The organism is Massilia sp., assembly GCF_046293535.1.
GTDB lineage: Bacteria > Pseudomonadota > Gammaproteobacteria > Burkholderiales > Burkholderiaceae_D > Telluria.
In genome coordinates this window covers 20,390-40,206 of sequence record NZ_JBKBOV010000034.1, presented here as the reverse complement: position 1 = coordinate 40,206, position 19,817 = coordinate 20,390, and the positions used below count along the sequence as shown (strand labels likewise).

General features: G+C 69.3%; 16 protein-coding genes. 11 read left to right on the top strand and 5 right to left on the bottom strand.

Annotation, left to right across the window (positions count from 1 at the left end; genetic code table 11):
• Positions 1-2: 2 nt before the first annotated feature.
• The 3 genes from ACK4S9_RS17015 to ACK4S9_RS17005 form a co-directional block, all read right to left on the bottom strand.
• Complete coding sequence (locus ACK4S9_RS17015) at positions 3-824, bottom strand: hypothetical protein (protein WP_409727946.1); 822 nt, start codon at positions 822-824, stop codon at positions 3-5.
• Between the two features lie 96 nt (positions 825-920).
• On the bottom strand, positions 921-3,785 hold the full coding sequence (locus ACK4S9_RS17010) for a PAS domain S-box protein (protein WP_409727943.1): 2,865 nt from the start codon (positions 3,783-3,785) through the stop codon (positions 921-923).
• Positions 3,786-3,852: 67 nt separating this feature from the next.
• The gene (locus ACK4S9_RS17005; RefSeq protein WP_409727940.1) at positions 3,853-4,323 is read right to left on the bottom strand and encodes a MarR family winged helix-turn-helix transcriptional regulator; all 471 of its coding nucleotides are present in this window, start codon (positions 4,321-4,323) and stop codon (positions 3,853-3,855) included.
• A 126-nt stretch (positions 4,324-4,449) separates the two neighbouring features.
• On the opposite strand from ACK4S9_RS17005, the gene ACK4S9_RS17000 reads away from it, so the two are divergent.
• Complete coding sequence (locus ACK4S9_RS17000; RefSeq protein ID WP_409727938.1) at positions 4,450-6,375, top strand: glycosyltransferase; 1,926 nt, start codon at positions 4,450-4,452, stop codon at positions 6,373-6,375.
• Here ACK4S9_RS17000 and ACK4S9_RS16995 read toward each other — a convergent pair.
• Positions 6,372-7,643, bottom strand: coding sequence for a metal-dependent hydrolase (locus tag ACK4S9_RS16995; RefSeq protein WP_409727935.1), 1,272 nt, complete (start codon positions 7,641-7,643; stop codon positions 6,372-6,374). The two genes, ACK4S9_RS17000 and ACK4S9_RS16995, sit on opposite strands and share 4 nt — an antisense overlap.
• A gap of 171 nt (positions 7,644-7,814) precedes the next feature.
• On the opposite strand from ACK4S9_RS16995, the gene ACK4S9_RS16990 reads away from it, so the two are divergent.
• The 5 genes from ACK4S9_RS16990 to ccoS all read left to right on the top strand — a co-directional run bounded on the left by ACK4S9_RS16990 (position 7,815) and on the right by ccoS (position 14,421).
• Positions 7,815-9,380, top strand: coding sequence for a methyl-accepting chemotaxis protein (locus ACK4S9_RS16990; RefSeq protein ID WP_409727932.1), 1,566 nt, complete (start codon positions 7,815-7,817; stop codon positions 9,378-9,380).
• Positions 9,381-9,541: 161 nt separating this feature from the next.
• On the top strand, positions 9,542-11,008 hold the full coding sequence (gene hemN / locus ACK4S9_RS16985) for an oxygen-independent coproporphyrinogen III oxidase (RefSeq protein ID WP_409727930.1): 1,467 nt from the start codon (positions 9,542-9,544) through the stop codon (positions 11,006-11,008).
• Positions 11,005-11,799, top strand: a complete 795-nt coding sequence (locus ACK4S9_RS16980) for a sulfite exporter TauE/SafE family protein (RefSeq protein ID WP_409727927.1) — start codon at positions 11,005-11,007, stop codon at positions 11,797-11,799. Before hemN ends, ACK4S9_RS16980 begins: the two co-directional genes overlap by 4 nt.
• On the top strand, positions 11,796-14,261 hold the full coding sequence (locus tag ACK4S9_RS16975) for a heavy metal translocating P-type ATPase (protein WP_409727925.1): 2,466 nt from the start codon (positions 11,796-11,798) through the stop codon (positions 14,259-14,261). Before ACK4S9_RS16980 ends, ACK4S9_RS16975 begins: the two co-directional genes overlap by 4 nt.
• Position 14,262: 1 nt before the next feature.
• A complete protein-coding gene (gene ccoS / locus ACK4S9_RS16970) occupies positions 14,263-14,421 on the top strand; it encodes a cbb3-type cytochrome oxidase assembly protein CcoS (protein WP_409727922.1) in 159 nt (52 codons plus the stop codon).
• A 139-nt stretch (positions 14,422-14,560) separates the two neighbouring features.
• On the opposite strand, the gene ACK4S9_RS16965 is transcribed toward ccoS, so the two are convergent.
• Positions 14,561-14,959 carry a TraR/DksA family transcriptional regulator gene (locus ACK4S9_RS16965; protein WP_409727919.1) on the bottom strand — a complete coding sequence of 133 codons (399 nt, stop codon included), beginning with the start codon at positions 14,957-14,959 and terminating at the stop codon, positions 14,561-14,563.
• 218 nt (positions 14,960-15,177) lie between these two features.
• Between ACK4S9_RS16965 and ccoN the strand changes: the two genes are divergently transcribed.
• From ccoN to ccoG, 5 genes are read left to right on the top strand one after another with little or no spacing between them, the layout of a single operon-like run.
• Positions 15,178-16,638 (top strand): cytochrome-c oxidase, cbb3-type subunit I, encoded by a 1,461-nt coding sequence (ccoN, locus tag ACK4S9_RS16960; RefSeq protein ID WP_409727916.1) that lies wholly within the window; start codon positions 15,178-15,180, stop codon positions 16,636-16,638.
• A gap of 16 nt (positions 16,639-16,654) precedes the next feature.
• A complete protein-coding gene (gene ccoO / locus ACK4S9_RS16955) occupies positions 16,655-17,275 on the top strand; it encodes a cytochrome-c oxidase, cbb3-type subunit II (protein WP_409727913.1) in 621 nt (206 codons plus the stop codon).
• A gap of 2 nt (positions 17,276-17,277) precedes the next feature.
• A complete protein-coding gene (locus ACK4S9_RS16950; protein ID WP_409727910.1) occupies positions 17,278-17,487 on the top strand; it encodes a cbb3-type cytochrome oxidase subunit 3 in 210 nt (69 codons plus the stop codon).
• Positions 17,480-18,427, top strand: coding sequence for a cytochrome-c oxidase, cbb3-type subunit III (gene ccoP / locus ACK4S9_RS16945; protein ID WP_409727907.1), 948 nt, complete (start codon positions 17,480-17,482; stop codon positions 18,425-18,427). The genes ACK4S9_RS16950 and ccoP overlap by 8 nt, the downstream gene beginning before the upstream one ends.
• Positions 18,424-19,815, top strand: coding sequence for a cytochrome c oxidase accessory protein CcoG (gene ccoG / locus ACK4S9_RS16940; protein ID WP_409727905.1), 1,392 nt, complete (start codon positions 18,424-18,426; stop codon positions 19,813-19,815). The genes ccoP and ccoG overlap by 4 nt, the downstream gene beginning before the upstream one ends.
• The last annotated feature ends 2 nt before the right edge of the window (positions 19,816-19,817 follow it).

Here is a 19,817-nt window from a genome sequence, read left to right as displayed (position 1 = left end):
TCTCACCGGACGGCCGGCGGCGATGCGGTCGTCGCCCCCACGTAGAACACCCCGTCGAACTGCGGCGACGGCGGCGCCAGCGAGAACGGCGTGGCCGGCGCCGGCTCGACGCGGTTGATGTCCCACGCGGTCGCGCCGCAGGTGCCGGGCAGGGCGCCCCGGCACACCCAGGCACTGCCGGCCGCCGTGCCGACCGTGAGCGACAGCGGACGCTGGTCGGCCAGCAGGTAGATCGCCGATGCGTGTTCCGGGTTGAAGCGATTGCCCTTGCTGCGGATCGCATGCAGCGCGCCCACCAGCGCGACCACCTGGCGGCCGGCGCCCTGGCGCAGTTCGGCGCGCAGGCGCTCGGCCATGGCGGCGCTGCGCTGCCGCGGCGCCGCCACGCTGTCGATGGCGGCGATGCGGATGTCCAGGCCTTCGGCACGGAGCGTGCGCACCCGCTGGATCAGGCGCAGCGTGTCGATGCTGGTCCTGCCGTCCTGGCGCGGGCTGCGCCACAGGCCGCCGGCGGTCAGGCGTTCGACGTCCTGCGGCGCGCCCTGACTGGCCATGAAGGCGTCGAGCGCGTCCTGGGCGGTCGCGGGCAGTTCGAGCGCCAGCGTGGTCTTGCGCTGCTGTCGCGCGCTGGCGCACAGGTAGGCGGCGACGAAGGCCGGCACTTCACGGGTGCCGTGCACGTCGCCGAACACCAGGAAGGGGGCATCCGCGACCGCCGCCGGAATGGCTTCCAGCGGGGTGCAGGACGGGTTGGCGGCCGCATGCGGCGGCAAGGCTGCGGACAGCGCGGACAGGAGCAGGGCGGCGGTGGCAAGGCCTGGCATGGGCGTCCTTCGTGAATGCCGGGCCGGCCGGCGACGGTGCCAGCATAGGGCTGCGCCAGCCTGCCTTGCAATGCGCATTGCATGGGACGCGCCCGGTTAAGCCTGCCTTAATTCCCGGGACGGCGCGCGCTCGATGATCTCCACCAGCGGCGCCAGGTCGACCGGCTTGACGAAATGGTGGTCGAAGCCGGCGCTCTTCGCCAGCACCCGGTCGTGGGCCTGGCCGTAGCCGGTCAGGGCGAGCAGGGTCGCGCCGCGTCGGTCCGCGCGCTTTGCCGCCGCGTCGCGCAGACGGCGCGCCAGCGCGTAGCCGTCGATGTCGGGCAGGCCGATGTCGAGGATGAAGACGTCCGGCCACGCCTGTGCCGCTTGGGCCAGCGCGTCGTGCGAGTCGTGCGCGGTGGCCACCGAATGCCCGAGCGAGCGCAGGACCTCGGCCAGCGACAGGGCCGCATCGACGTTGTCGTCGACCACCAGGATGCGCCGGCGCGCGCCGGCAGCGGCCGGCGCCGCGGTTTGCGCTTCGGCGGCCGCGCCGCCGGCGCCGCCGTCGACCGTCGGCAGGGTGACGGTGAAGGTGCTGCCCCTGCCGGCGCCGTCGCTATGGGCGGCGACCCGTCCGCCGTGCAGCTGCACCAGGCTGCGCACCAGCGCCAGTCCGAGGCCGAGCCCGCCCTGGGAGCGGTCCGGGGTGCGTTCGGCCTGGGTGAACAGCTCGAACACCTGCGGCAGGATGGCCCGGTCGATGCCGATGCCATTGTCGCGCACCGCGATCGTCACGTCCGTTTCGCCCGTCTCGAGCGACAGCGCGATGCTGCCGCCCTGGGGCGTGTACTTGGCCGCGTTGCCCAGCAGGTTGACGATCACCTGTACCAGCCGGATGCGGTCGCCGTGCACCCAGCAGCGTTTCGACGCCATGTGCAGGTCGAGCGCATGGCCGCGCGCTTCGATCAGCGGCCTGGCCTGCTCGACCGCGCTGGCGACCACCGCCTTGAGGTCGACCCGCTCGCGCTCCAGTTCCACCAGGCCGCGCGTCACGCGCGAAACGTCGAGCAGGTCGTCCACCAGCGAGGTCATGTGGCGCACCTGGCGGATAATCACCTCGCTCGACTGGCGCACCCGCTGCGGGTCGAGGGTGGCCATCGAGAGCAGCTGGGCGGCGTTGCTGATCGGCGCCAGCGGGTTGCGCAGCTCGTGCGCGAGCATGGCCAGGAACTCGTCCTTGCGGCGCGCCTGGGCCCGCAGCTCTTCCTCGCCGGCCTTCTTGTCGTGGATGTCGGTCAGGGTGCCCATCCAGCGAATGGCCTTGCCGTTCTGGTCGCGCAGGGGCAGGGCGCGGTTGAGCATCCAGCGGTATTCGCCGCCGTGGTGCAGCAGGCGGTGCTCGATCTCGTAGGGCTCGCCCAAGACCAGGCTGTCGCGCCAGGTCGCGAGCAGGGCCGCCAGGTCGTCCGGGTGGATCACGTCGCCCCAGCCGTTGCTGCCGATGCGCTCGAGCGGCATGCCGGTGAATTCGGACCAGCGTGCGTTCAGGTAGTCGTTGGCGCCTTCCGCGTCGGCCGACCAGGCCAGCTGCGGGATGGCGTCGGCGATGAGGCGGAACTTGGCCTCGCTTTCCATCATCGCCCGCTCCGCCGCGACCTGGGCGCTGATGTCCATGTTGGCCGCCACCGCGCCCTGCACCTTGCCGTCGCGGTCGCGGATGGCGGCGGTACGGATCAGGATGGTGCGACGCGTGCCGGGTTCGCCGAAGGGTTCGATCTCGATGACGCTGGCGACAAGGTCTTCGCCCCGCAGCACCCGCGCAATCGGCCATTCGGGGATCTCGAGGCGCCGACCGGCCCGGGGCGTCCCGGCCGGCCACCAGCCTTTCCATTCGCCGTATTCGTCCACGCTTGCCGACAGCGGGTAGTCGCCCCAGATCTGGCGGTTGGCGGCATTCGCCCTCAGCAGGCGGCCTTGGCTGTCGACGTAGATGATGCCGACCGGCGCCGCCTCGAGCAGCACGTCGAGCCGGCGCGCGCTTTCGTCGGCGCGCAGCGAGGCGGCCAGCGCCTGCCGTTCGCTCTCGATGCGCGCCTGCTCGGCGTGCTTGCGCTCGGTGACGTCGACGGCGATGCCGGCGAAGCGGCGGCCCCCGGTCTCCGGGTTGGCGAACACCTTGCCGCGCGCATTGACCCACACGTCCACGCCGGAGCGCTGCGGAATCCGGTACTCGACGTCGTACAGGGTTTCGGTGAGGATGGCGCGGTCGATCGCCGCCAGCACGGCCGGGCGGTCTTGCGCGTGGATCATGTCGGTGAAGCGCACCAGCTCGGTGCCTTCGCGCGCCAGCGCGGCGTCGACCTGGAACAGGCGCGCGAAGCGCTCGTCGACGTAGGTGGCGGCAGTGTCGAGGTCGTAGGACCAGGTGCCGATGTTGCCCGAGGCTTCGAGCGACAGGGCAAGATGTTCTTCCGCTTCCTTGTGCCTGGCCAGCGCGCGCACCTTGTCGCTCACTTCGATGGCGGTGCACAGCAGGCCGCACACCACGCCCTGGTCGTCGCGCAGCGGGCTATAGGAAAACGTGAACCAGGCCTGCTCGCGGTAGCCATGGCGCTCCAGCGTGGCGCCATAGTTCTCGAAGAAGAAGGACTCGCCCGCGAGCACGCGCTGGGCATAGGCGCCGACCGATTCCCACACCTCGTCCCAGACCTCGGCCAGCGGCCGTCCGAGCGCGTCGGCGGACTTGTTGCCGAGCAGGGGCAGGTAGGCGTCGTTGTAGAACAGGTCGAGGCGCGGACCCCAGGCCAGGAAGGTCGGGAAGGACGAGCCGAGCACGATGCCGAGCGTGGTGCGCAGGGCTGCCGGCCAGGCGCTGATCGGTCCGAGCGGATGGGCGTTCCAGTCGTGCGCGTGGATCCGGGCACCTAGGGCGCCGCCGTTCGACAGGAAGGCTAGCATGGGTTCGGAAGGGGGCACGGCAACTCGGGTAGCGAAACCGGGCATGTTACCGGAAAAGTGGCAGGCGCCGCGCCCGCCACGCCGTTCAGCCGGCGTCTTCCGGCGGCGCCGCGCCGGATGCGTGCAGGCCGCTGTCGACCACGGCCCGCATGGTTGCCAGCAACTGGGCGCCGCGCTCGGCGCCGAACTGCTCGTCGAAGCGGGCCTGGGCGCGGCGCCAGGCGGGAAGGATGGCTTCGACCCTGGCGCGGCCGGACTCGGTCAGGGCGATGACGCGTTCGCGCCGGTCGTGCTCGTTGGGACGGATGTGCACCAGCCCTTCGCGCACCAGGGGCTGCAGGTTGCGCGCCAGCGTGGTGCGGTCCATGACCATGCTTTGCGCCAGCTGGGTCACCGTGGCCGGGCTCGGCCTGAGCCTGGCGAGGATCGCGAACTGGGTCACGCGCAGGCCCGAACCCGACAGTACCTGGTCATAGAACGAGGTGACGTAGCGCGAGGCCTGGCGCAGCGCCGAGCAGTAGCAGGCGGTATCGGGAATGGGCTGGTCGGGGTGCATGCCGCGAGTATAGCCTTGCGGCGCGCCCGGCGCTCGCACCCGGGGCGCCGCGCACTGCTGACATGCCGCAAACGTGGCCGGGCCCCGCCTCTTAATCTGGAGAGGCTTTCACAACCGGTCTTCGTCATGCGCAGCCAGCCGTCCGTCCCCGATTCCCCGCGCGTGAGCGTGCTCATGCCTACCTTCGAGCAGGCGGCCTTCATCGGCCGCGCCCTCGACAGCCTGTGGGCGCAGACCTATGCCGATTGGGAGCTCGTCATCGTCGACGACGGTTCCTGCGACGATACCGCCTGCGCCCTGGCGCCCTGGCTGGCCGACGCCCGGGTGCGCTACCTGCGCTTCGACGGCAATGGCGGTCTGGGCCGTGCCATCAACGCCGGCCTCGACGCCGCGCGCGGCGAACTGCTGGCCTACCTGCCCAGCGACGATGTCTGGCACGCCGACCACCTGGCCCAGCTGGTGGCCCGCCTCGAGCGCGCGCCCGGCGCGGTACTGGCCTATGCGGGCGTGCGCCACCACTACAACCGCAGCGCGGACGGCATCATCCCGGGCGAATGCCTGCAGCTGGTCCAGTGCCTGCACCGCCGCACCGAGCTGCGCTGGCGCGAGCGCGCCGAGCTCGAAAGCGACGACCTCGACCGGCTGTTCTGGACCGCCTTGCGCGCGCAAGGCGCCTTCGTTCCGACGGGGGCGCTCAGCTGCGAGTGGGTCGACCATCCGGACCAGCGCCACAAGCGCATGCGCGAGCCGCTCGGGGGCGTCAACCCGTTCCGCCGGCATTACCGGGTCGCCGGGCCGCTGCGCTTTCATACCAGCACCGGCAACCTCATCGACGAGGAGCGGCTGTACGCGCAGGCGCGTAGCAGCAGGCCGCAGGGCCGGCGCAAGGGCCTCAAGATCGTCCTGGCCGGCGAACTGGCCTACAACGCCGACCGTGTGCTGGCGCTGGAAGCCCTGGGGCACCGGCTGTACGGATTGTGGACGCCCACGCCGTACTGGTTCAATACCGTCGGGCCGCTGCCTTTCGGGGCGGTCGAGGAACTGCCGCGCCAGGGATGGCGCGAAGCGCTGGACCGCATCGAACCCGACCTCGTCTATGCCCAGCTGAACTGGCAGGCCGTGCCCTTCGCCCACGAGGTGCTGACGCACACGCCGGACATTCCCTTCGTGTGGCACTTCAAGGAAGGGCCCTTCATCTGCATCGAGAAGGGGACCTGGCCGCTGCTGGCCGATCTGGTGCGGCTGGCGGACGGCTGCATCTACAGCAGTCCCGAAATGCGCGACTGGTTCGCCACCGCCTTGCCCAGGCCGCCCGCGGCGCGGCCCGCGCCCCGGCTCGAGTTCGTGCTCGACGGCGACCTGCCGCGCCGCGCCTGGTTCCTGCAGGAGCGTGCGCCCCTGCTGTCCGCCCGGCCGGGCGCGGGCGGCCAGGTGCACACCGTGGTGCCGGGGCGGCCGATCGGACTGCATCCGCCCACGGTGGCCGAGCTTGCGCGCCACGGTATCCACCTGCATTTCTACGGAGACTTTACGCAGGGCCAGTGGCGCGAGTGGATAGACAAGGCCCGGGCGCTAGCGCCCGAGCACCTGCACCTGCATCCGAACGTCGACCCGGACCGATGGGTGCGCGAGTTCTCGCAGTACGACGCCGGCTGGCTGCATGTGTTTCGCAGCCAGAACGGCGGCGACATCCGGCGCGCCGACTGGGACGACCTGAACATTCCGGCGCGGGTGGCGACCCTGGCGGCGGCCGGCCTGCCGATGATCCAGTTCGACAATGGCGGCGCCATCGTGGCGGCGCAGGCGCTGGCGCGGCGCCTCGGGATCGGGCTGTTCTTCGACAGCATCAAGGGCCTGGCGCAGCAGTTGCACGACCGCGCAGCCATGGCCGCGCTCCGCGAGCGCGTCTGGCAGGTGCGCGACGGCTTCTGCTTCGACCTGCACGCGCCCGGCCTGGTGGACTTCTTCGGGCGCGTCATCGCCCATGCCGACAGGCAGGGGAGGGTGCAGGCCGGCGGGCAGCTGCGAACGCCGGCGCGGCGCGCGCGCTAGCGCGGCGGACCAGCTTTCCAACCGAGCAGGTCGGCGCGCGGATAGCCCCATTGCGCCACCGGCCGGGGGCAAGGGTCGGCCGCGCGCTCGGCATACGGCAGGGTCGAGAAATTGGGCTGGTCGGGTGCGCCGAAGCGGATATCGGTTGCCACCCCGCCGGCCAGCGAGGGCACGCGGGCGAAGCGCAGCCACGCATCGAAGTGGCAGTTGGTCCGCTGCAGCGCACGGAATTCGGCCAGGCTGCCGGTCTCGCTGAATTTCCAGGCCAGTGCGGGTGTCGCCTTGGGCGCAGCCTGGGCCGCCTGACCAGCGTCCGCACCGGCTGCACTGTCGGGCACGCCACCGAAGCGAGCCGGGCATGCCCAGACCGGGCTCAGGCCGGGCGCCAGGCTGAGTACCCCGACGCGCACGCCGTAGCTCCCCGCCGCCGGTCCTTCGGACACGGTGGCGAAAGACCAGCACAGCGGGTTGGCCGGGAAGGAAGACAAGGGGACGTCGAGCACGCGGCTGCCCGGCGCCAGGTTTTCCAGCGCGGCGCGGATCTCGCCGCGTGCGAGCTGCCCGGCCACCGCCTGGATGCCGACGAAGCCCACGCAGGCGAGCAAGGCCGCCACCAGCCCGGCGCGCGCGCCGAACTTGAGGTTCGCAGCGGCGACCAGCAGCGCCACCGCGCCCAGGCCGGCGAGCGAGCCCCATTGCAGGAAGCCCATCCAGGCGAACAGCACCGGCATGGCGGCAAAAAAGAGCAGTCCCAGCCGGCGTCGTAGCGCGCGCCGCGACAGCAGGGCGAGTGCGACGCCGAGCGCAGTCCAGAACACCGGCTCGACAATGAAGACGAGGTCGCCGTACAGCCAGCGCGAATCGAAGGGGTGGAAGGGGTGGATGCCATACACGTTCAGTCCGTCGAAGGACAAGTGCAGCAGCATGCCCAGCACGGCGGTCGCAAGGACGGCGCGACGGGCGCCGCGGTCCTCCTTCAGCAGGCGGCGCGCCGCCGGCCACAGCAGCCAAATCAGGGCCAGCAGCAGGAGCACCTGCGGCAGCGCGTACAGCAGGGTATGGGTGTGGCCGCGGTGGTGGATCAGGTAGCCCAGCGGCGCCGGCAGCAGCGGCGTGAGCACCAGGTCGAGGTCGGGGAAGTTACTGGCCAGCAGGCCGGTGAGCAGGAGGGCGCGGCGGCGGGTGCGCCCCTGGACTGGGTCGGCAGTTGCCGGCAGGGCGCGCTCGACCAGTTCACCAAGCGCCAGGCCGACGAGCGAATGTGTCATATTGTCCATACCGTAAGCTTACACGAGTGGCAAGACTTGATGCCAATCAAGGTTTTTGCTGGCTTTTTTCCACGTCGACTGGGCTGAATTTGATCCAAGTCAAGAAATTTAGAGTTTCACTTGTTAGAATCGTGCGTTGGAAACTTGCCTTACGGCAACAAGGAGAAGTCAGTGCGCACCAACCTGCCGGTCACCGGCATCGAATATCTGTTGAAGGAAGGCCAGTCGATCGTCTCGAAGACCGACGTCAAGGGCCGCATCACCTACGTCAACCCCAGCTTTATCGAAGTCAGCGGCTTCGAGGAACACGAATTGCTCGGAAAGGCGCACAACATGGTCCGTCATCCGGACATGCCGCCGGAAGCCTTTGCCGACCTGTGGCGTACGCTCCAGGCGGGCGAGCCCTGGACCGGCATGGTCAAGAACCGCCGCAAGAACGGCGACTTCTACTGGGTGGTGGCCAACGTGGTGCCGATCAAGGAAGGCGGCCGCGTCACCGGCTACATGTCGGTGCGCACCGCGCCGAGCCGCGCCCAGGTGCAGGCGGCGAGCGAGCTCTATCGGAAGTTCCGCGCCGGCGAGGCCAAGGGCCTGGCGATCCACCGCGGCGCGGTGCGCCGCCTCGGCTGGCGCGCCCGCCTCGATGCGCTGCGTTCGCTGCCGCTGTCGCGCCGTCTCGCCATCGTCATGGCCGGCCAGGCGCTCTTGATGGCGGGCCTCGGCCTGGCGGCGGACGGCTTGTTGTGGCAACTGCTGGCGGCCGCCGGCGTGGCGACCACGCTGGCGGCCTGGGCCGAACTGCATCGCACCATCGCCCGTCCCCTGCGCGAGGCCACCGCCGCCGTGTATGCGCTGGCGGGCGGCGACCTGTCCCATCCCTGCGAGCCGGGGCGCAACGACGAGATCGGCCGCCTGCAGCTGGCGCTGCGCCAGCTGAACGTCAACCTGAAGGCCATTGTCGGCGACGTGCGCCGCAACGTGGCCTCGATCGAACATGCGACCCGCGAGATCGCCGCCGGCAACGGCGACCTGGCCAGCCGCACCGAAGCCCAGGCGGCAAGCCTCGAGCAGACCGCGAGCAGCCTGGCGCAGATCGCCGAGGCGGCCGGCCACAATACCGAGAGCGCGGTGCGCGCCGACGGGCTGGTGGTGGCGGCCTCGAAGGTCGCGGGACGCGGCGGCGAGGCCGTGGGCCGGGTGGGCGATACCATGGGCCATATCAGCGCCTCGGCCACCCGCATCGTGGACATCATCGGCCTGATCGACGGGATTGCCTTCCAGACCAATATCCTGGCGCTGAATGCGGCGGTCGAGGCGGCCCGCGCCGGCGAGCAGGGGCGCGGCTTCGCCGTGGTCGCCGGGGAGGTGCGCAGCCTGGCGCAGCGCTCGGCCGCGGCGGCCAAGGAAATCAAGACCCTGATCGAGACCTCGGTGCAGCAGGTCGGCGAAGGCAACGTGCTGGTGGGCGACGCCGGCCGGACCATGCGCGAAGTGGTGGCCTCGGTGGTCGAGGCGGCCGCGATCATGAACGGCATCACCGGCGCCAGCCGCGAGCAGGGCACCGGCATCGCCCAGGTGAACGCGGCCATGTCCCAGCTCGACCAGATCACCCGCGAGAACGCGGCCCTGGTGGAGGAATCGGCCAACGCCTCGGCCAACGTGGCTGACGAGGCCTTCCATCTGGTGCAGGCCCTGTCGGTGTTCAAGCTCGAGGACACGGCGCCGGCGCGGCGCTGAACGCTGCTTGCCCCGGTAGGGGCGGGCGGCGCCATGCAGCTGTGGCAGACTCGTCCGTATTTGATGCAAGTCAAGGATTTCCACGACGCTGATCAATAAACTGCCTGTTATTCAAGCCGCTTTGCAGTTCCGCAAAGCGGCAGCAGCAGGAGTTGATTGACATGCACGCAACAGTGTTACCGGCCGTGGGCAAGCCCGTGGTTCCCATCCTCGCCCACCCGGCAACCCATGCCGCGGCGTGCTCCACGGTCGACGTCGATGTCGACCTGCTCAAGCGCCTCGGCAGGAACGGGCCGCGCTACACCTCCTATCCGACCGCCGACCGCTTCGACGACAAGTTCGGCTACCGCGACTACCTGCACGCCGTGGCCGGCCTGCTCACCCGCGGCGGCGGCCGTCCGCTGTCGCTGTACCTGCACATCCCGTTCTGCGACACGGTCTGCTACTACTGCGCCTGCAACAAGATCGTCACCAGGAAGCGCGACAAGGCCGCCACTTACCTGGCCTACCTGAAGCGCGAGATCGCCATGCAGGCCGCGCTGTTCGGCGCCATGAACGAGGTCGAGCAGCTGCATTTCGGCGGCGGCACCCCGACCTATCTGCTTGATGCCCAGATGGACGACCTGATGTCCCACCTGCGCCGCAACTTTCGCTTCGCGCCCGACGAGGTGGGGGAGTACTCGATCGAGGTCGACCCGCGCACCGTATCAAGCGAGCGGGTCCACACCTTGCGGCGCCAGGGCTTCAATCGCATCAGCCTGGGCGTGCAGGACTTCGACCCAGAGGTGCAGCGCGCCGTCAACCGCGTCCAGCCCGAGATTGAGACGCGCGCGGTGATCGATGCCGCCCGCGCCGCCGGTTTCCGTTCGGTGAGCATCGACCTGATCTACGGCCTGCCGAAACAGACCCTGGAGACGATGCGCCAGACCCTCGACAAGGTGGTCGCGGCGAACCCGGACCGCATCGCCGTCTACCACTACGCCCACATGCCGCACCTGTTCAAGCCGCAGCGCCGCATCGTGGAAGCCGACATGCCGTCCAGCGACACCAAGCTCGCGATGCTCCAGCTGTGCATCGAACGCCTGGGCGCGGCCGGCTACGTCTACATCGGCATGGACCATTTCGCCAAGCCGGACGACGACCTCGCCGTGGCCCAGCGCCAGGGCCGTCTGCACCGCAACTTCCAGGGCTATTCGACCCATGCGGACACCGACCTGGTGGCCTGCGGCGTTTCGGCCATCGGCGCGGTGGGCGCCACCTACAGCCAGAACGTCAAGACCCTCGAGGAGTATTACGACCTGCTCGACCAGAACGAGCTGCCGGTGGCGCGCGGATTTCGCCTCGGCATGGACGATGCGCTGCGCCGCAGCCTGATCCAGAAGCTGATGTGCCAGTTCGAAGTGTCGATCCCGGCGCTGGAACAGGCCTTCCCGATCGTGTTCCGCGACTACTTCGCCCCGGAGCTGGCGCGCCTGCGCCAGATGGAAGAGGACGGGCTGGTGACGCTCGGCCCGGAATGGCTCACCGTGACCACGAAGGGACGCCTCCTCATCCGCAACGTGTGCATGGTGTTCGACCGCTATCTTGCCGCCCGCAGCGAAGGGCCGCGCTACTCCCGGACCGTATGAACGTCAGCCTGCTCCCGGTATTCCTGGTCGGCCTGGCCGGCAGCGTCCACTGCGCCGGCATGTGCGGCGGCATCGTCGGCGCCATGTCGGTCGCGCCGCGGCCGGCTTTCCCGGTCCCGGTGCGCACCGTGGCCATCCAGCGCCTGGCGCCGGCGGCCGCCCACGTGGCCGCCTACAACGCCGGCCGCATCGCCAGCTATATCACGGCCGGCGCGCTGGCCGGCGGCCTGGCGGGCAGCGTCAATGGCCTGGCCAGCCTGGCCGGGCTGCCGGCATTGCAGCTCGGCGCCTACGTGCTGGCCAACCTGATGCTGGTGGTGCTGGGCCTGTACCTGATGGATGCCTGGCGCGGACTGGCGCTGCTGGAGCGCGGCGGACAGGCGCTGTGGCGCCGCATTTCCCCGCTGCTGCGCCGGCTCGGTCCGGGCGCCACGCCGGGACGCATGTTCGCGGCCGGCGCGCTGTGGGGCTGGCTGCCTTGCGGGATGGTCTACAGCATGCTGGTGACGGCCATGCTGAGCGGCTCCGCGCTCGGCGGCGCCGGCGTGATGCTGGCCTTCGGGCTCGGCACCCTGCCGATGCTGGCGGCGATCGGCATGGCCGGGGTGCGCCTGCGCAACGTATTCCAGCGGCGCCAGGTGCGCCTGGCCTGCGGCTTCCTGATCCTCGGCTTCGGCCTGCTCGGGCTGTGGCGCGCAGCCGGTGGCATGTCCGCGCCCGGCACGGCGGCCCAGGGGATGTGGGCCCACTGGATCGACGTCCTGTGCGTCGCGCCGGGAGCACAGGCATGAGCGCGCTGCTGGCGCAGGTGGCGCCGTCGTTGCAGGCAGCGCAGGCGGCCAACGACGCCGTGCGGGGCGCCGGCATTGGTGGCGCCGCGGCACCCTGCTTTCACTGCGGCTCCCCGGTCCCGGAAGGCGGCCGCTGGCAGGCCCGGGTCGACGGCGCGCTGCGCGGCATGTGCTGCCCCGGCTGCGCCGCCGCGGCCGAGGCGATCGTGGCCGGCGGCTTCGCCGACTACTACAGCGTGCGCACCGAGTACGCGGCCTCGAACGCCGCCAGGGGGGACGAGCCCGAGCTGGCGCTGTACGACCAGCAGGGAATGGAGGGCGAGGGCAGCTTCTCGATCGAGGGCGTGCGCTGCGGCGCCTGCGTCTGGCTGGTCGAGCGGCGCCTGGGGCAGCTGGCCGGGGTGCAGGAGGTGTCGCTCAACGTGGCCACCGGGCGCGTCTACCTGCGCTGGGACCCGGCCCTGTGCCGCCCCAGCGCGATCGTGCGCGCGCTGCGCGCCATCGGATACTTCGCCGCGCCCTACGACGCCCAGCGCCACGCCGAGCGGATCGAGCGCGAACGCCGCACCCTGTTCCGCCAGCTGTTCGTGGCCGGCCTGTCGATGATGCAGGTGATGATGTATGCGGTGCCGGTCTACCTGGCGCAGGACGGCACCATGGACGCCGACATGCGTGCCTTGATGGCCTGGGCCTCGTTCGCGCTCACGCTGCCGGCAGTATTCTATTCGGCCCTGCCTTTCTACGCCGGCGCCTGGCGCGACATCCGGCGCGGCGTGCCGGGCATGGATGTGCCGGTGGCGCTCGGCATCGTGGCCGCCTTCGCCGGCAGCTGCGTCACTCTCGCGTCCGCTACGGGCGAGGTCTATTTCGACTCGATCACGATGTTCGTGTTCCTGCTGCTGGGCAGCCGCTACCTGGAGCTGGGCGCGCGCCGTCGCGCCACCCGGGCGCTCGACACCCTGCGCGGCGGCGTGCCCGCCTCGGGGCTGCGCTTGCGCGGCGACCCGGCGGCGCGCGATACCGAGCTGGTGCCGGCCTCGGGCCTGGCGGTGGGCGAACTGGTGCTGGTGCCGCCCGGGCGGGCGGTGCCGGCGGACGGCGTCATCCACGAGGGCTCGACCGAGCTCGATTTTTCGCTCCTGACCGGAGAAAGCCGGACCCGCCGCATGGGGCCGGGCGAGGTGCTGCCGGGCGGCGCCGTGAATGCCGGCCAGGCCATCGTGGTGCGCATCACGGCGGCGGCGCGCGACAGCACCCTGGCGATGCTGGTCAAGCTGGTCGAGCGCGCCGGCCAGGGCAAGCCGGCGATCGCGCTGTGGGCCGACCGGGTCGCGGCCTGGTTCGTGCTGGCCCTGCTGGTGCTGAGCGCGGCCGTCTACCTGGTCTGGAATACGGTCGACCCGGAGCGCGCCTGGCATGCCGCGGTGGCGGTGCTGGTGGTGTCCTGCCCGTGCGCGCTGTCGCTGGCCACCCCGACCGCGCTGGCGGCGGCCACCGACCGGCTGCTGCGGCGCGGCGTGCTGGCGGTTGCGCCGCACACCCTGGAAACCTTCGAGCGCGCCACCCACGTGGTGTTCGACAAGACCGGCACCCTGACCCTGGGCCGGCCGGTGTTGCGCCAGGTGCTGCCGGTCGGCGCGCATGACGCCGACCTGTGCCTGCGCATCGGCGCCGCGCTCCAGGCCGAGAACTCGCATCCGATCGGGATGGCGATCCGTGCGGCCATGCCGGGCCACGGCTTGAGCGCGCGCGGCCTGCGCGCCGACTTCGGGCGCGGCATCGAAGGTAGCATCGACGGCGTCGTCTACCGCATCGGCACCGCCGAATTCGTGCAGGAACTGGCCGGCGGCGTGGTGCGTTCGGCGGCGCCGACCGGCACCAGCACCGCCTGGCTGGCCAGCGAAGGCCAATGGCTGGCGCGCTTCGACCTGTCCGACGCCCTGCGCGAGGAGGCGCAAGAGGTGGTCAGGCGTTTCCAGCGCGCCGGCAAGAGCGTGATCCTGCTCAGCGGCGACGACCAGGCCGCAACGGGCGCGGTGGCGCGAGAACTGGGCGTGGCCAGCGCTTTCGGCGGCCGCCTGCCGGCCGAGAAGCTCGCCTTCGTGCGCGAGCTGCAGGCCGAGGGCGCGGTGGTGGCAATGGTGGGCGACGGCAGCAACGATGCGGCGGTGCTGCGCGGCGCCGACGTCTCCTTCGCCATGGGCCGCGGCGCCGAACTGGCCCAGGTGCATGCCGACGGCGTGCTGCTGGGCGACAGCCTGCTGCCGCTGGCCGACGCCGCCGTCACCGCGCGCCGCACGCTGGCGGTAATCCGCCAGAACCTGATCTGGGCTTCGGTCTACAACCTGGCCGCGATCCCGGCGGCGGCGACCGGACTGCTCAACCCCTGGCTGTCCGGGATCGGCATGGCGGCCAGTTCGGCGATCGTGGTGCTCAACGCGCTGCGCCTGAGGAAGGATTGAGATGGAAGCGCTTTACCTGTTGATACCCCTGAGCGTGATCCTGGTCGCGCTGGCGGTGTGGATCTTCTTCGGGGCGGCCGAGAGCGGGCAGTTCGAGGATCTCGAAGGGCCGGGCATGCGGATCCTGGTGGACGACGACCGGCCGGGCGGATCGCGTTGAGTGTCGGCGCTTGAACGTCGTCGCGGAGTAGGCCGGGACCCAGGTTCCTTGCGTGTCACGAGCGCGAACGCAATCGGTATGCGGGCAATATTGGATCCCGGCCTGCGCCGGGATGACGGGTCTGCCGCCTGACACCAGGCTACATCGAGGGCCCGCGCCCCGTATGCTGGTCCTTCTCGAGCTGCTCCTGGCACCCGATGCACAGGCGCACCGTCGGCGTGGCCAGCAGGCGGGCTTCCGGGATGTCGCGCCCGCAGGATTCGCAGATGCCGGCGCCGCCCGATTCGAGCTTGCCGATGGCGACGTCGATCTCGTGCAGCAGGTCCGACTCGTGGTCGGCCAGGTGCTGTTCGTTATGGCTGAGCATTTCCGATTGCGGCGCATCGTCGCTCTGGCCCTGGTGGGCCAGCGGGCCGATCGCCGGGGCTTCGTCGTCTTGCGGGCCGGTGCGCGAGCGCACGGTGTCGAGCAGGTCTGCGCGCGCCTGGTGCAGGCGCTCCCTCAGTTGTTCCGATGCGGATTGCGATAGAGGCGGCATGGCGGTGTTCCTTCCTTTCCGAGTGTCCGTCGAGATCCCTGATTGATCTCAAAATCGCAGCCTTGATTTTTCAGCCAACACCCCTCGCGCACTCGGCCGCAAGATGCTGTTGCATAGCTCATCTGATGCTGAACAATTTGATTCACATCAAGGATTTTTGCAGGGCGAAAAACGACACTCCTGACTGTCATCTATCAAGGTATTTTCAGGAGAGCATCTTGGACACCAGTCTAAACTATAACTACAAGATCGTGCGCCAGTTTGCCGTCGCGACCGTCGTGTGGGGCGTGATCGGCATGGCAGCCGGCGTCTTCATCGCGGCCCAGCTGGCCTGGCCCGCGCTGAATTTCGACATCCCCTGGCTGAGCTACGGACGCCTGCGCCCCCTCCACACCAATGCGGTCATCTTCGCCTTCGGCATCTGCGGCCTGTTCGCCACCTCCTACTATGTGGTGCAGCGTACCTGCCAGGTGCGGCTGTTCTCGGACCGGCTGGCCAGCTTCACCTTCTGGGGCTGGCAGGCGGTGCTGGTGTCGGCCGCGATCTCGCTGCCGATGGGCTTCACCCGCGGCAAGGAATACGCCGAACTCGAATGGCCGATCGCGATCCTGATCACGGTCGTCTGGGTGGCCTACGCCGTCGTCTTCTTCGGCACCATCATCAAGCGCCGCGTCCAGCACATCTACGTGGCCAACTGGTTCTTCGGCGCCTACATCCTGGCGGTCGCCATCCTGCACGTGGTGAACGGCGCGGTGATGCCGGTGTCGGCGATGAAGTCCTACTCGGCCTATGCGGGCGTGCAGGACGCGATGATCCAGTGGTGGTACGGCCACAACGCGGTGGGCTTCATCCTGACCGCCGGCTACCTCGGCATGGTCTATTACTTCATCCCGAAGCAGGCCGAGCGCCCGGTGTATTCGTACCGCCTGTCGATCGTGCACTTCTGGGCCCTGATCTTCACCTACATGTGGGCCGGCCCGCACCACCTGCACTACACCGCGCTGCCCGACTGGACCCAGTCGATCGGCATGGTGTTCTCGCTGATCCTGCTGGCGCCCTCGTGGGGCGGCATGATCAACGGGATCATGACCCTGTCGGGCGCCTGGCACAAGCTGCGCTCGGACCCGATCCTGAAGTTCCTGATCGTCTCGCTGTCCTTCTACGGCATGGCCACCTTCGAGGGCCCGATGATGTCGATCAAGACCATCAACGCGCTGTCGCACTACACCGACTGGACCGTCGCCCACGTGCATGCCGGCGCCCTGGGCTGGGTCGGCTTCATCACCATGGGCTCGATCTACTACCTGGTCCCGCGCCTGGCCGGCAAGAAGCAGATGTGGAGCATGTCGCTGGTCGACACGCACTTCTGGGTGGCCACCATCGGCATCGTCCTGTACATCGCCTCGATGTGGATCGCCGGCGTGATGCAGGGCCTGATGTGGCGCGCGGTGAACCCGGACGGCACCCTGACCTATACCTTCGCCGAGAGCGTCAAGGCCACCTATCCCTACTACGTGATCCGCTTCACCGGCGGCTTCCTGTACCTGTCGGGCATGGCGATCATGGCCTTCAACACCTGGAAGACGCTGAGCGGCACCAGGAGCGTGGATGCCCCGATCCCGACGGGGCCGGTCAAGCCGCGTCTAGACCACGTGCAGCCTGAAGCGGCACACGCCTGAACCACCGGAGCACACAATGAAGAAGAAGTTTACCCATGAATGGATCGAGAAGAACCCCTGGCTCCTGATCGGCCTGGTGCTGCTCGTGATCTCCTTCGGCGGCCTGGTCGAGATCGTGCCGCTGTTCTTCCAGAAGTCCACCACTGAGCCGGTGGCGGGATTGAAGCCCTACTCGCCGCTGCGCCTGGCCGGGCGCGACGTCTACATCCGCGAAGGCTGCTACAACTGCCACTCGCAGATGATCCGGCCGTTCCGCGCCGAGACCGAGCGCTACGGCCACTATTCGGTGGCGGGCGAATTCGTCTACGACCACCCGTTCCAGTGGGGCTCGAAGCGCACCGGCCCGGACCTGGCCCGCGTGGGCGGCCGCTACAGCGACGAATGGCACCGCACGCACCTCGACAACCCGCGCGACGTGGTGCCGGAATCGAATATGCCCGGCTATCCGTGGCTGGCCAAGGCCAAGCTGGACCCGAGCGAGATCATCCCGAAGATGCGCGCGCTGCGCCGCCTGGGCGTGCCCTACAGCGATGCCGAGATCGCGGCTGCGCCCGCCGAAGTGAGGGGCAAGACCGAGCAGGACGCCCTGGTCGCCTACCTGCAGGGCCTGGGCACCCAGATCAAGACGAGGAATTAATCATGGGACTTCAACAAGCTTTGGACGCGGTACGCGTCATTCACATTCTCGATGACGCCAGCAGCGTCATGACGGTGGTCAGCTTCGTGACCTTCCTGGGCATCGTGGCCTGGACCTACGTGCTGCGCCGGAACAGCGACTTCGACCGGGCGGCGCAGTTGCCCTTCATGGACGATGCGGCCGACGAAGCAGGGGAGAGCGAGCGTGGCTGATTTCTTCAACGAGTTCTGGCACTGGTACGTCGCCGTCATCACCGTGCTGTCGATCCTCGGCTGCGGCATCCTGCTGTGGTCGCAGTCGAGCTACCGCGTCAAGCTGGGCGCCGACGGCAAGCCCGAGAAAACCACCGGCCACGTCTGGGACGAGGACCTGACCGAACTGAACACGCCGATGCCGCGCTGGTGGATCGTGCTGTTCTGGCTCACCATCGTGTTCGGCTTTGCCTACCTGGCGCTGTATCCGGGCCTGGGCAGCTATGCCGGCAAACTGGGCTGGAACTCCAGCGGCGAGTACCAGGCCGAACTGAAGCAGGCGAAGGCGGAGTACGGCCCGCTGTTCGCGAAGTACGCCAACCAGGACCTGAAGCTGGTGGCAAGCGACCCGCAGGCGCACGCCATCGGCGAGCGCCTGTTCCTGACCTATTGCGCGCAATGCCATGGTTCGGATGCGCGCGGCAGCAAGGGCTTCCCGAACCTGGCCGACCGCGACTGGCTGCACGGCGGCGAGCCGGCCGTCATCAAGCAAAGCATCATGCAGGGCCGCGTCGGCATCATGCCGCCGATGGGTGCGGCGCTCGGTTCGGACAAGGACATCGAAAGCGTGGCCCACTACGTGCGCGAGCTCTCCGGCCTGCCGGCCGATCCGATCAAGGTCGCCTTCGGCAAGCCGAAATTCGCCGCCTGCGTGGCCTGCCATGGCGCGAAGGGCGAGGGCAACCACGCCATGGGCGCGCCCAACCTGGCGGACAAGGTGTGGCTGTACGGCGGCAGCCCGGAGACCGTGATGGAGACCATCCGCAAGGGCCGCACCAACACCATGCCGGCCTTCGGCGAGTTCCTCGGCGAAGAAAAGGTGCACGTGCTGGCGGCCTATGTGTGGAGCCTGTCGAACGGGGCCGACATGAAACCCATCGTGACGGCGCAAGCAAAATGAATGCCCCCGCGCAGTTGCCGCGTGAGGCGGTGGTGCGCCTGTACGCGGCGCGCGAAGAGATCTACCCGCGCGAGATCAAGGGCCGCTACGCCTCGCTTCGCTGGGCCTGCGTCTGGCTCACCCAGCTGCTGTTCTACGGCCTGCCGTGGTTCGAGATGCACGGCCGCCAGGCGGTGCTGTTCGACCTGGCCAGCCGCAAGTTCTATCTCTTCGGACTGGTGCTGTGGCCGCAGGACTTCATCTACCTGGCCGCGCTCCTGATCCTGTGCGCCTACGGGCTGTTCCTGGTGACTGCGGTGGCGGGCCGGGTGTGGTGCGGCTTCGCCTGCCCGCAGACGGTCTACACCGAGATCTTCCTGTGGATCGAACGCAGGTTCGAAGGCGCCAGGAGCGCCCGCATCCGCCTCGACCGCCAGCCCTGGACGCTCGAAAAGATCGCGCGCAAGGGCGGCAAGCACGCGGCCTGGGGCCTGGTGGCCCTGTGGACCGGCTTCACGTTCGTGGGCTACTTCACGCCGGTGCGCGAACTGAGCTTCGACATCGCTTCGTTCGGCCCGGGACCGTGGGAAGGATTCTGGGTGCTGTTCTATGCGCTCGCCACCTACGGCAACGCCGGCTGGCTGCGCGAGCAGGTGTGCAAATACATGTGCCCGTATGCGCGCTTCCAGAGCGCGATGTTCGACAAGGACACCCTGATCGTCACCTACGATGCCGCCCGCGGCGAGCCGCGCAATGCGCGCATGGCCTCGCCCGGCAGCGGCGACTGCATCGACTGCAGCATGTGCGTGCAGGTGTGTCCGACCGGGATCGACATCCGCAAAGGCTTGCAGTACGAGTGCATCGGCTGCGCCGCCTGCGTCGATGCCTGCAACGGCGTGATGGACAAGGTGAAGCGTCCGCGCGGCCTGATCCGCTACGCCACCGAGAATGCCCTGGCCGCGAAACTCTCGCCGAGCGAGGTGCGGCGCCGCGTGCTGCGTCCGCGCGTGCTGATCTATACCGCGGTGCTGGCGATCCTCGGCACGGCGATGGTGGCCTCGCTGGCGCTGCGCAACCCGCTCAAGCTCGACGTGATCCGCGACCGCGGCTCGATGGGACGCGAAGTCGAGGACGGGATGATCGAGAACGTGTACCGGCTGCAGGTGATGAACACGCTTGAACAGCCGCTGCGCCTGCGCATCACGGTCGACGGCATCGCCTCGGCGAACGTGGTGGACGGGGACGTGGTCGAGATCGACGCGGCCACCACTCGCGCCGTGCCGGTGCGGGTGCGCGTCGCCGGCGCGGACGCCCGGCCCGGCTCGAACCGGATCGCCTTCACGCTGGCATCAAAAGACGGCGCCGCGCTGCAGGTGACGGAAGAAGCGGCATTCATCGTGCCCAGGTAAGA

Coding starts and splice junctions, on each gene's coding strand:
- ccoG (WP_409727905.1), top strand. CDS start 18,424: ATGAATGCCCCCGCGCAGTTGCCGCGTGAGGCGGTGGTGCGCCTGTAC.
- ACK4S9_RS17000 (WP_409727938.1), top strand. CDS start 4,450: ATGCGCAGCCAGCCGTCCGTCCCCGATTCCCCGCGCGTGAGCGTGCTC.
- hemN (WP_409727930.1), top strand. CDS start 9,542: ATGCACGCAACAGTGTTACCGGCCGTGGGCAAGCCCGTGGTTCCCATC.
- ACK4S9_RS16995 (WP_409727935.1), bottom strand. CDS start 7,643: ATGACACATTCGCTCGTCGGCCTGGCGCTTGGTGAACTGGTCGAGCGC.
- ACK4S9_RS16965 (WP_409727919.1), bottom strand. CDS start 14,959: ATGCCGCCTCTATCGCAATCCGCATCGGAACAACTGAGGGAGCGCCTG.
- ccoS (WP_409727922.1), top strand. CDS start 14,263: ATGGAAGCGCTTTACCTGTTGATACCCCTGAGCGTGATCCTGGTCGCG.
- ACK4S9_RS16975 (WP_409727925.1), top strand. CDS start 11,796: ATGAGCGCGCTGCTGGCGCAGGTGGCGCCGTCGTTGCAGGCAGCGCAG.
- ccoO (WP_409727913.1), top strand. CDS start 16,655: ATGAAGAAGAAGTTTACCCATGAATGGATCGAGAAGAACCCCTGGCTC.
- ACK4S9_RS17015 (WP_409727946.1), bottom strand. CDS start 824: ATGCCAGGCCTTGCCACCGCCGCCCTGCTCCTGTCCGCGCTGTCCGCA.
- ACK4S9_RS17005 (WP_409727940.1), bottom strand. CDS start 4,323: ATGCACCCCGACCAGCCCATTCCCGATACCGCCTGCTACTGCTCGGCG.
- ACK4S9_RS16980 (WP_409727927.1), top strand. CDS start 11,005: ATGAACGTCAGCCTGCTCCCGGTATTCCTGGTCGGCCTGGCCGGCAGC.
- ACK4S9_RS16950 (WP_409727910.1), top strand. CDS start 17,278: ATGGGACTTCAACAAGCTTTGGACGCGGTACGCGTCATTCACATTCTC.